The following is a 12,233-nucleotide window of genomic DNA, read 5'->3' on the forward strand; positions in this document are numbered from 1 at the left end:
GGTTTTGAGAAATTCTGCGGCCATTCTGGCGATGGCTGCGATCGGCGTGGCCTCTGCTGCGCACGCGCAGGATCAAGGCGGTCCAGCACCGCAGGCCGAGGATCAGGCCGCATCCGGTTCGCAGGAGATCGTCGTGACCGGCTCGCGCATTACGCGCGGCGGCTTCACCGCGCCGACCCCCGTCACCGCGATCGGTCGCGACCGACTGGAGACGACTGCCGCGACGAATATTGGCGACGTGCTGAGCCAGTTGCCCAGCTTTCGGGCCACCTCCAGCCCTTCCGCCACACAGACGACGCCCGGCAATGCCGTCGGCTCCCGCGTGCTGGAACTGCGCAGCCTTGGCAGCGAGCGCACCCTGGTGCTGGTCAATGGCCGTCGGTTCGTGCCGACGACAGCGCGCGGGACGGTCGACACCAACTATATTCCCGGCATCCTCATCGATCGCGTCGACGTCGTGACCGGCGGTGCATCGGCGGCCTATGGTTCGGACGCGGTTGCGGGCGTCGTGAACTTCATCCTCAACAACAAGCTCGATGGCCTTCGCGCCGAGGCCCAGTCGGGCATCTCGCAGCGCGGCGACGACCGCACGATCTTCCTCTCGGCGGCCGGCGGCACATCCTTCGCCGGTGGCCGGGGCCACGTCGTGTTCGGCGGGGAGTATGAAGACAATGATGGCCTGGCGGACTGCTATCAGGCCCGCTCGCTGTGCGCGCAGGAGTGGACGCTCGTCGGCCGCCCGGCTGGCGCGGCCGGTGCGGGCGCCCCGGCGCTGAGCATTCTCAACAACGTCCACACCGCCACCATAGCCCCGGGCGGCCTTATCCTCAGCAATGGCCCCCTCAAGGGCCTGCAGTTCCTGCCGGATGGGACGACAGCGCCCTATGAGGTCGGCAGGCTCGCGGGTTCGCTGTTTCAGCAGGGCGGCAGTGGGAAGGGCCAGAACGCCTTCCTCGCTGGCCTGCTTCTCAAGGTGCCGGTCGAGCGCTTCAGCACCTATGGCCATGCCGAATATGAATTCAGCGACGCGCTCAAGGCCACGCTGGAAGCATCCTATGGCGAAGTCCGCGCGTTCTCGGTGAGTGCGCAGCTGCGCGACAGCACAGGCTCGCTGATCGGTCCGGTCCGCCGCGACAATCCGTATCTCCCCCGGTCGGTCACGGACGTCATGGATGCCAACGGCATCACCCAGTTCAACATGGGCCGCGCCGGGCTCGACCTCGGCAATGCCCGCGGCGCGACCAAGAGCACTGCCTTCCGCATCATCGGTGGCCTCTCCGGCGCCATCACCGATCGCTGGACGTGGAACGCCTACTATCAATATGGCCGCAGCACCTATCATCAGGAAGCGACCAACAACCTCATCCGCTCGCGCCTGCTGCTCGCGGCCGATGTTACCTCCGGCCCCGGCGGCACGCCAATCTGCCGCTCGACGCTCACCAACCCGACCAATGGCTGCCAGCCGCTCAACCTGATCGGCGCGGGCCGCTTCAGCCAGGAGGCGCTCGCCTATGTCACCGGCACATCGATGCTCGACCTGAAGATCACCCAACAGGTTGCCGCGCTAGACGTGCAGGGCGATCTCATCGACTTGTGGGCCGGCCCGCTCTCGCTGGCGGCCGGCGCCGAATATCGCCGCGACGAGGTGAATGGCTCGACCGACCCGCTCTCGCCCACCGGCGCCTTCTACGTCTCCAACTTCGCTGCTTCCAACGGCAAGGTCGAGGTCAAGGAAGCATTCGTTGAGGCGGTCCTGCCGTTGCTCAAGGACAGTGCGCTGGGCAAGAGCCTGGAGCTGAACGGCGCCGCGCGCCGCACCGACTACAGCACGAGCGGCGCGGTCACCACCTGGAAGCTCGGCGGCGTCTATGAGCCGGTCGATTTCCTGCGCCTGCGTGGCACGCTCTCGCGCGATATCCGGGCGCCCAATGTGAACGAGCTGTTCGGCTCGGTCACGCGCAGCTTCTCGTCCTTCACCGATCCGGTGACGAGCAAGCAGGGCCTGATCGAAATCGTCTCGGGCTCGAATAATACGCTGCGCCCGGAAAAGGCCGATACCTTCACGGCCGGCGTGGTGCTGAGCAACCTGTCGTTTCTGCGGGGCTTCAATCTCTCGGTCGATTATTACAATATCCGCGTGAACGACGCTATCGCGCAGATCGGCTCATCGACCATCGCGACGCGCTGTCTGGTGAACAACGCGACCGAGTTCTGCCCGCTGATCACGCGGAACGGGGCAGGCGAAGTCACCCTGATCAACGACCGTCTGCAGAATGTGAATGGCTTCAAGACCCGGGGCTTGGACATCGAGGCGAGCTATCGCACCCGCATCGGTGCCGCCGCATCGCTCGACCTGCGGCTGCTGGCGACCAAGACGTTCGATCTCATGATCATCGACAGCGCCGGTTCGGTCGACCGCGCCGGCCAGACCGGCTTCCGCGCCAGCAACACCCCCGGCGTGCCGGACTATGTGCTGGACGGCATGGCGACCCTCAAGGCCGGGCCTTTCAGCGTGAGTGCGCATGGCCGCTACATTCCCGAGGGCAAGTTCCTCGTCGAGTTCGTCGGCCCCGAGGATGCAGGCTACAGTGTCGGTCTCGCGAACAGCATCAGCACCAATCGCGTCGCCGCCCGCTTCTATGCGGACCTCACGCTGGGCTGGAACGTGAAGGCCGGCCGCAGCGATTTCGAATATTTCATCGCGATCCGTAACCTGTTCGACAAGGATCCGCCGATTGCGCCCAGCGCGGTGGGTATCACCAATCAGGTGCTATTCGATCAGGTCGGGCGCGCGTTCCGCGTCGGGGTGCGTCTCAAGCGATGAGCGAGCCGGTCGGCACGCAAGCCACGGGTCAGACGCAGCCGGCATCGGCCGGCGCGTCTGGAGCCGGCGACGATTGGCCGTCGCCGGCCCGCGCTTGGTACACGATCTGGCTGATCGCCTTCGTGACCATGCTCTCCAATGTCGACCGGAACATCATCAATCTGCTGGTCCAGCCGATCAAGCGCGACCTGGCGCTGAGCGACACCCAGATCAGCCTCATCATCGGCTTCGCCTTTTCGTCGGCCTATATGGTCGTCGGCTTGCCGATGGCTCGCGTCGCGGATCAGCGCAGCCGCAAGATGATCCTGACGGCCGGCCTGACGGTGTGGAGCCTGGCCACTGCGCTCTGTGGCATGGCCAGGAGCTTTGGCGGACTGTTTTTCGCGCGCGGCGTCGTCGGGGGCGCGGAGTCCGTCGCCGGCCCCTCGTCCATGTCGATGATCTCGGACATGGTGCCAAGGTCAAAGCTGCCGCGTGCCTTCGCGGTCTATCAGCTCGGCATCAGCGCCGGTCAGGCCACGGCGTTGTTGGCTGGTGGCCTGCTGGTGGCGTTCTTTGCCGGGATGGGACCGGTCCACATCCCGGTTCTGGGCGAGATGCGCGAGTGGCAGCTCGTCTTCCTCGTCTGCGCTCTGCCAGGGCTGGCAACCGCCTTGCTCTTTCTCTTCACCGTGCGGGAGCCGGTGCGCCGCAATCGCCGCGGCAAGGGCAGCGTACCGCTGCGCGAGGTCGGGGCGTATCTCTTGTCAAACCGCATATTGTTCCTTCCCCTGTTCCTCAGCATCGGCATCGGCGCGATCGAGACGACGGGCCTCATGACGTGGCGCGCGGCCTTTTATGAGCGCACCTATGGCTGGGGACCGGCGCAGATCGGGCCGCTGCTGGCGCTGTCGCTCCTCATCTCCACGCCGATTGCGTTGACGCTGGGCACCTGGTTTGCGGAATATATGGGCAAGCGCGGCAATCCCGATGCGATGGCGCGGGTCTGCTTCTATTCGCAAGCACTGTCCGCTCCCTTCGCGATCGCCACCTCGCTCATGCCCAGCCCCTGGCTCGCCTTCTTCTGCGGCATGATCTCCTCGATCATCGGCCTCGCCAGCGCGCCTGCGCAGAATGCCGCGATCCAGATGGTGACGCCAAGCGAGATGCGGGCTCAGATCAGCGCGGTGTATCTCTTCACCATCAGTGTCATCGGCAATGGCCTCGGGCCGCTGCTCATCGCGCTCGTGACCGATTTCCTGCTGAAGGACGAGAGCATGCTGCGCTATTCGATGGCGTTCTTCGCCGCCGTAATGGCCCCCGGCGGCGCGGCGCTCATGTATCTGGCGATCAAACCTTATGCTCAGGCTGTAAGGAGGTCTGGTTTCGGGGAGGCTTGCCGCTGAAGGGGGTCGGAGGCCCTACTTCCGTGATGCAGGTTTCTGCGAGCTGCCACTTGACAGACTGCCTGAAAATGCGCGTCACGCGCAGGCCGAAAATACGACCTGCCGTTTTCTTTCTGCCGAAAGCAGTCTTCGAAGCGCCCGACGACGCTGGCGCAATTTTTTGATTTCACGGCAGATGCGCCGCGAGGACGAACGACGGCCGGGGTGGGGTTGCATCGTTGGCATCTGCGCCGCCGCCGGCTATCGGCGCTGTACCGAGCGATGGATCATCTGATGGAAGTCGAGCCGTTTCAGGCCATAGAATTGAGCAAGTTGGCCTATCGCCTGGGCGCGGAGGGGCGCTCGGTTCTCCATATGGAGTTTGGTCAGCCCTCGACGGGGGCACCGCAGGCCGCATTGGACGCTGCGCGCGACGCGCTTGGCATCGATCCGATGGGCTATTGGGAGAGTCCTGCGCTGCAGGCGCGGCTCGTCCAGCTGTATCGGGAGCGGTACCGCATGGCAGCCGAGCCTGATCAATTCCTGCTTACCTGCGGGGCCTCGCCGGCATTGGTCCTTGCGCTGAGCGCCCGGTTTAAGGCGGGCGACCGTATTGCCATGGCGCGACCGGGCTATGTGGCCTACCGCAACACCGTGCGCGCGCTCAACATGACGCCGGTCGAGATCGAATGCGGCGAGCAGGATCGCTTCCAGTTGACCGCATACGCGTTGGCAGCGCTCGATCCAGCGCCGCAGGGCGTGATCGTCGCCAGCCCGGCCAACCCCACCGGAACGATCATCGCGCCTGCCGAACTGGAGGCGATTGCGCGGCTGTGCGCAGAGCGCGGCATCGCGATCATCTCGGACGAAATCTACCATGGCCTGAGCTATGGCGCGCCTTGCCGCTCGATGGGAGAATTCGCAGCCGACGCGATGATCGTCAGCAGCTTTTCCAAATATTACTGCATGCCCGGCTGGCGGCTCGGCTGGCTCTACGTGCCGCGCGCCATGGTCGAGCGGGCACGCGCCTATATGGGCAGCCTGTTCCTGACCGCGCCATCGATCAGCCAGCATGCCGCTTTGGCGGCGCTGGACTGCACGTCAGAGCTGGAAGCGCATCGGGCCACTTATGCCCGTAACCGGGAGATTCTGCTGGACGCCTTGCCAGCCCTTGGTCTGCGACGCATCGCGCCGCCGGATGGCGCCTTCTACATCTATGCGGATGTCAGCGAATTGACGGATGATAGCCCTGCGTTCTGCAAGAAGCTGCTCCTTGAGACCGGGCTCGCCACGGGACCGGGGGTCGACCACGATCCGGTCAATGGCCATCGGTTCATCCGGCTGAGCTTTGCGATCACGGAAGCCGAAGTGCAAGAGGCAGTGCGGCGCCTTTCGGCGTGGTTGCCCGACCAGCGACGGCTGTAACGATCACGTCGCGGGGGGCAACCATATTTTAGAGCGACGGATGCAGCGCAATCGACGTCGTGCTTGCGTTGAAGTTAACTATAGTTATCGGCTTAACACGGCCGGTTATGACCCCGCTCCAGACCGAGGGCGATAATTTTCACACGACAAATCAGCTGCATGGCTCCGATCTGCATGCGCGCCATCTCGACAAGGCCGGGCTTTTTTGTTGCGCTGCCGCTCAGCTAACGTTAATATTCCTCCTGAAGATGACGGCTCCGCCCGATGGGCGTTCGTTGCCTTCGACAAGGGCAAACTGTCGGTAACGGCGGGACGCAAAGCCTCCGGCCCCAATGGGGTAGCGGGGCTACCGGGGGATGAAACAGAGCATTTTCGGATATCGTGTGTAGCCTGCTGTGAGAAGGTCATGGGGTTCGTTTGAACCTCAGGCTGCGCTCCCTGTCGTCGCGCTTCGATCCCTGTCTCAAATCCCGTTGAACCGCACCTGCATGGCGGTTTGCCCTTCACATCATCTGGGCGGTGGGCCCACACGAGGGGATTTCGTAATGCAGGGTAAGGCAATCAAAACGCGCAGCGCCGTTCGGCAGGCTCTCAAGGCAGGTCTGTTCAGCAGTGTCGGTATCGCGGGGCTGCTGGCAGGCGCCTCGGTCGCGCATGCCGAGCCTGGCATTTGCCAAGCTGAGGGTAATGTAACGCTCTTTTTCTGCGAACCTTCGTCGGTGAAGGCTCGTATTGAAGGAGGTGATACCAGCCTCACCGTGAACGGCGCACAGGACGAGTGGAGTATTACGGCCGATGGCGTCAGCTATTATACGTGGGATAACACAAGCCCTGGCGATATTACGTCGACCCTCCTCATCACCAATTCCACGATCAGCACCACTGATAATGGCGGCGTAAACGTCAGTTCCAATATCCAGGGTCGGAACGACATTTCGGTCACCGTGGGCCCGGACGTCACGGTCAACAGCGTGGGGGGCAGCGGTGGCATTTGGGTTCGCAACCAGATCGCGGGCGACATCGCGATCGAGAATGGCGCCGCGCTGACGGTCTCAGGCGTGGAAACCAATGGCATCTCTGCCACCACCAACGCAGGATCGGTGAACATCACCAATAGCGGGGCCATCACGGTCCAGCAAACCAACGGGGCCGCAGACTTCACCCAGCGGGGAATTTACGCCGACGGCGGTTTCAACGATGCCGAGCCGGTCGAGGTGACCGTGACGAACACTGGCCAGGTGGAGGCACAGGCAGCCGGCATCCGTGTCGTCAATTACAACGGTCTCGCAAAGATCACGAACAATGCGTCGGTCTCGTCGGTGAACAATCAGGCGCTGGTCGGCTGGACGCCGAATGGCCAAGTGGTGATCGACAATCAGGCGCAGGGCACCGCGACATCGGACGCCGGACCAGCGATTCAGGGCGCTTCGCAGGTGGGTGACATCACCATCACCAATGCGGGGATCGCGGAAGGCGAGTCCGGCATTCTCGCCATCGCCGGTTTCGATCCGGATGAAGCAGGCTCAGGCAAGATCACCATCACCAACAGCGGCACTGTCACCGGCAGAACCGGAAGCGCGGTTCAGGCGCGCACGCCGCTTGGCGATGTGGTCATCAGCAACACCGGCACGCTGCAATCGCTGAGCGGGATCGCGGCTGTCGATGCAGACACGCTCAGCGGTACGGTCCAGATCATCAATTCCGGGTCGATCCTGGGTGAAACCGGCATTGTCACCAACAGCGCGGCGACCACCATCATCAACTCGGGCACCATCGAGGTCTCGCCTTCCTCCGGCCACGCCATTCTGATGGGCGCCGGCGACGTGACACTGGAACTGCGTGCCGGCTCCAGCATCACCGGTCTCGTCGCGGATGCGGATATCGCGAGCGGCACCAACACCCTGGCCCTGGGCGGCATCGTCGACTCGTCATTCGATGCCGGCCTGATTGGCGTGCAGTATAATGATTTCGATGAATTCGTGAAGGTAGGGGACGGCACCTGGACGCTCACGGGGACAGGAACGACCGGCTGGACAGTCAAGGAAGGGACGCTGAACGCAGGCAGCAATGGCGCATTCGGCGTTGGCCAGGACTATGTCGTCGAAGGTGGCGTGCTGGGCGTGGGTGGTTCGCAGAATGAGGTGACCTTGGGCTCGCTCACTGTCGCGCAAGCAGGCCTCGTCGGCACCGACGGGGGCGTGCTCGTGCTCGATCAGAGCAGCGACACCGTGTTCGCTGGCGAGTTGATCGGCGGAGGGACGTTCGTCAAGGCGGGCGAAGGCGTGCTCGCGTTCACCGGTAACGGCTCGCCCTTCAATGGCGCGCTGGATGTTACCGGCGGTTCATTTAACCTGACTGGCAGCCTCGTCACGACTTCGGTCTCCGTGGGCGGCGCCGAAATTGCTTCGCTCAACATCGTGAGCGGCGGTACGCTCAATTCCACCGAGGGCTTGATCGGCATGGGAGGAACGACCGGGGCCGTCACTGTCTCTGGCGAGGGGAGCTGGAGCAGTTCCAGCTCCATACAGATCAGCCGTGACCCCAACTCCTCCGGTTCGCTGACCATCATGAATGGCGGCTCGGTCGAGACGGTGAATGGCAGCATCTACATGGGCGCGGGCGGCTCGATCAGCGTCAGCGGTGAAGGGTCGGCGCTCCGTGTCGGTACGCTGCATTCCGAACTGCCGGCCGACTGGGTTTCGGCCGATGGCTGGTTCAGTGCGGATGAGGGCAGCATCTCGGTGACCGACGGTGGTTTGCTGGAGGCTGACGGCAGCTATATCGGTGGAAGCGGCTCAGGCACGGCGACGATGACCGTCGACGGTGCCAACACGGTCTGGCGCAACGGCCTCAGCCTGTACATCGGCGGCACCGGCAACGACACCATCGGGCAGGGCAATGTGACGGTGTCTGGCGGCGCAGAAGTCACGTCCTACACCAGCGCACTTGGCGTGGACACTGGCTCGAGCGGAACGCTGACCCTTACCGGCGAAGGCACGACCTACAGTGTTCTCGCCCGTAACGGCTACGCCGGGAACATGCGGGTCGGCTACAGCGGCACGGGCACCGCCACGGTTTCCAACGGCGCCCTGCTGTCGGCAGCGGCGCTGATCGATGTGGCGAGCCAGGAGGGCAGCAGCGGTACGCTGACCATCGAGGCGGGCGGCCGCGCCACCGGCGAATCCCTGCGAATCGGTGGGGCTCAGTCCGCTGTCGGCAGCGTCAGCGTCGATGGAGCAGGCTCCACGCTCGAAATCGGCAGCGGTCGCATCGGTGTCGGCATCTCTGGCGAGGGCATGCTGACGGTCAGCAATGGCGCCTCGGCGAGTTCGCAGGGCGCCATCCTTGGCTGGGAGGCTACCGGCAAAGGCACGGCAACGGTGAATGGCGCGGGCAGCACCTGGACCAATGACGGTATTCTCTACGTCGGCAATGTCGGCGAAGGAACGCTCAACGTCGCGCAGGGCGGCCGGGTCACCAGCACGGATGGCTATGTGGGCACGGTCAGCGGCTCGAGAGGCGCTGTGAACATCAGCGGTGCCAACTCGGTCTGGGACATGAGCGGGCTATTCATTGCCGGCAACGAGGCGGGCGCACAGTCGACGATTTCGATCTCCAATGGCGGCACATTGCGCGCGGTGCAGGGCACGCTCGGCAATCTCACGGGATCGCAGGCGAGCATGATCGTGACCGGCGCTGGCTCGACTTGGAGCGCCTATAATGATGGCCTGACGAACTGGGCGGGTTACATCAATGTCGGCCTGTTTGGCAGCGGCACGCTGGAGGTCTCGGACGGCGGCAAGGTGGAGGCGGTGCGCGTCTACATCGGCAATGATGTCGCCTCGAGCGGCAGCGTGACGGTGAGCGGCGCGTCTTCGGCGATCCGGACGGAGGAAGGCCTCTATATCGGTGCCGAGGGGGCCGGTGTCCTGACACTGGCCGATGGCGCAGAACTCAGCGCCCAGGTGATCAAGATCGGCAATCGCGCCGGCTCCACCGGCACGCTGAGCATCGGCGCGGCGGCAGGCAGTGCGGCCCAGGCGGCTGGTGTGATCAACGCCGTGCAGGGCATTCAGTTCGGTGCCGGGGCTGGCAAGCTGGTCCTGAACCACAGCGGGATCGATTATGCACTTGCCGCCAGTCTGTCGGGCAATGGCGTGGTCGATGTTCTTGCGGGCAAGACGGTGCTGACCGGCGATGGCAGCGCCTATACTGGCGCGTTGAACGTGAACAGCGGCAAGCTGGTGCTGGCCAACGTGATGAATGCCAACTCGACCGCGATCGCGGCGGATGGCACCCTGCAGATCGGTAACGGCGGAACGGCCGGTACGCTGGTTGGCGACGTCCACGCCAACGGCACGCTGGTGTTCAACCGCAGCGATGTCTCCAGCTATGGCGGCAGCATCACTGGGCACGGCACGATCGTGAACGCCGGGTCGGGCCGGTTGGTGCTGGCCGGCGATAGCAGCACGTTCGCTGGTCAGACCAAGGTTGATGCCGGGACGCTGCTGATCACGGGCAAGCTCAATGGTGCCGTGACCGTCAACGCCAATGGCACATTGCAGGTTGGCGATGGCATCCACAATGGCGAGCTGACCGCCAGCACGACCAACGACGGCACGCTGATCTTCAATCAGGTCGCAGACTATGATTACACGGGCGCTCTTTCGGGCAACGGCAGCCTGATCAAGCAGGGTGAAGGCACGCTGCTGCTCTCGGGCGACTATGGTTATACCGGGTCGACGGTGGTGCAGGCGGGCCGGGTGCGGCTGTTGGCGCAGCTCGACAGCGCGACCGATCTGGTCGTGGATGATGGCGAGTTTGACCTGAGCGGCACCGACCAGACCGTTGCGGGCCTGAGTGGCGCGGGCGGGACGGTGAGCCTGGGCACGAGCACGCTGACCGTCAACCAGAGCAGCAACACGCTGTTCGGCGGCAGCTTCAGCGGCAGCGGAACGATTGCTCTCAATGGTCCGTCCAGCGCGCCCGTCAGCATCAACCTGACCGGGGAGAGCTTTGGCTCGTTCACCGGTGCGCTCAACCTTGAGGGCATCGTGACGCGGGTGAACGGCTCGATGGGCGGCACGATCACGGTCGGCAGCGATGCGGCCCTGGGCGGTCGCGGGCAGGTGAACAATATCGTGGTCGGCAATGGCGGCACGCTGCTGCCGGGCAACTCGATCGGCACGCTCACCGCAGCGGGCAATGTCGTGTTCCAGGCAGGCTCGACCTATGAGGTGGAGGTCAATGCCGAGGGCGAGAGCGACAAGCTGATTGTCGGCGGGACGGCGACCATCCAGGGCGGCACGGTCTCGGTGCTGGCGGCTGCAGGCAATTATCGCTTCAGCAATGAGTACACGATCATCACGGCCGCGGGCGGGGTGACCGGCCAGTTTGCGGCCACCGATGTCGATCTGCCGTTCCTGACGCCGGAGCTGAGCTATGACGCCAATAATGTCAGGCTGGTGCTGACGCGCAACAATCGCAGCTTCGAGAGCGTGGCGGTGACGCCCAACCAGTTGGCCGTGGCGCTCGCGCTGGATGCCAGCGATGACAATGCCAGCCTGTCCCGCGCGGTGGCGGGGCAGCTCGAGGAAGCCGGCGCCGTCCGCGCGTTCGATGCGCTCTCGGGCGAGCTGTGGGCGACCGCGGGCACGCTGATGGTGGACGGCACTCGCCGTCTCGGCGACATGGTGATCGGCCGCATGGAGCAGGCCGATGTCGTCAGCCGCACGCTGGCCGGTGCCGGCTCCTCGGCCCGCACGCTGCGTGATGGCAGCACGGCGGTCTGGGGCCAGGGCATTGGTGCGTGGAGCACGCTCAAGAGCAATGGCAATGCGATCAAGGCGACGCAGAGCACCTTCGGCTTCATCACCGGTATCGATACGGGCCTGGGTGGCTGGCGTCTGGGCGTGGCCTTCGCGCATGAGCAGAACAAGGTGCGGGTCGACGGGCGCAGCAGTGAGGCGACCGTCAACGGCAACAGCGCGCTGGTCTATGCCGGCGGTGGCTGGGGCGCCCTGCGCGCCCGGATCGGCGCCTCCTATAGCTGGCTCGACGTGAACGGGACGCGCAAGGTGGCGTTCCTGGGCGTCAACGATGCGCTGGCGGGCAATTATGATGCCAAGAGCGCTTCTGCCTTCGGTGAGGTGAGCTATGCTCTCCCGCTGGGCGCGGTGACCGCCGAGCCCTTTGCGGGCGTGACCCATGTCCATCTCAAGAGCGATGCCTTCACCGAGACGGGCAGCGCCCTGACCGCGCTGGGCGTCACGGACAGCACCCGCGATGTGACCTACACCACCCTGGGTCTGCGTCTGGGCGGGGCAGTGCCGGTCAGCGCCACCACGGTGCTCAGCCCGCGCGTCTCGGCCGCGTGGCTGCGCAGCTTCGGCGATGTCGAGGCGACCAGCCGCAACATCCTCTCGACCGGCGAGGCCTTCTCGGTCGCGGGCCTGCCCACGACGCGCGATACCCTGCGGCTCGAGGGCGGCGTGCAGGCCAACATCATGCCCGGCGGCTCCATCGGCGCCACCTACGTGGGCAACATCGGCGACCAGTGGAAGGACCACGGCGTCAAGATCGGCTTTAGCTACAGCTTCTGAGGCCATTCCGACCGTTAA

At 64.6% G+C, this 12,233-nt stretch carries 4 protein-coding genes and 1 riboswitch; all 4 genes read left to right on the top strand.

Annotation, left to right across the window (positions count from 1 at the left end):
- The first annotated feature begins 4 nt into the window (after nt 1-4).
- The 4 genes from M2335_RS06930 (at nt 5) to M2335_RS06945 (ending at nt 12,215) form a co-directional block, all read left to right on the top strand.
- Complete coding sequence (locus M2335_RS06930; protein WP_264594213.1) at nt 5-2,824, top strand: TonB-dependent receptor plug domain-containing protein; 2,820 nt, start codon at nt 5-7, stop codon at nt 2,822-2,824.
- Nucleotides 2,821-4,209: an MFS transporter gene (locus M2335_RS06935; RefSeq protein WP_264594214.1), complete on the top strand. Its 1,389-nt coding sequence runs from the start codon at nt 2,821-2,823 to the stop codon at nt 4,207-4,209. Before M2335_RS06930 ends, M2335_RS06935 begins: the two co-directional genes overlap by 4 nt.
- A gap of 261 nt (nt 4,210-4,470) precedes the next feature.
- Complete coding sequence (locus tag M2335_RS06940) at nt 4,471-5,613, top strand: pyridoxal phosphate-dependent aminotransferase (protein WP_264595376.1); 1,143 nt, start codon at nt 4,471-4,473, stop codon at nt 5,611-5,613.
- Nucleotides 5,614-5,892: 279 nt separating this feature from the next.
- Nucleotides 5,893-5,967: riboswitch (cyclic di-GMP riboswitch) on the top strand.
- Between the two features lie 191 nt (nt 5,968-6,158).
- Entirely contained in the window at nt 6,159-12,215 is a 6,057-nt protein-coding gene (locus M2335_RS06945; protein ID WP_264594215.1) for an autotransporter domain-containing protein, read from the top strand.
- The last annotated feature ends 18 nt before the right edge of the window (nt 12,216-12,233 follow it).

This window comes from Sphingobium sp. B12D2B, from assembly GCF_025961775.1.
Classification (GTDB): domain Bacteria; phylum Pseudomonadota; class Alphaproteobacteria; order Sphingomonadales; family Sphingomonadaceae; genus Sphingobium.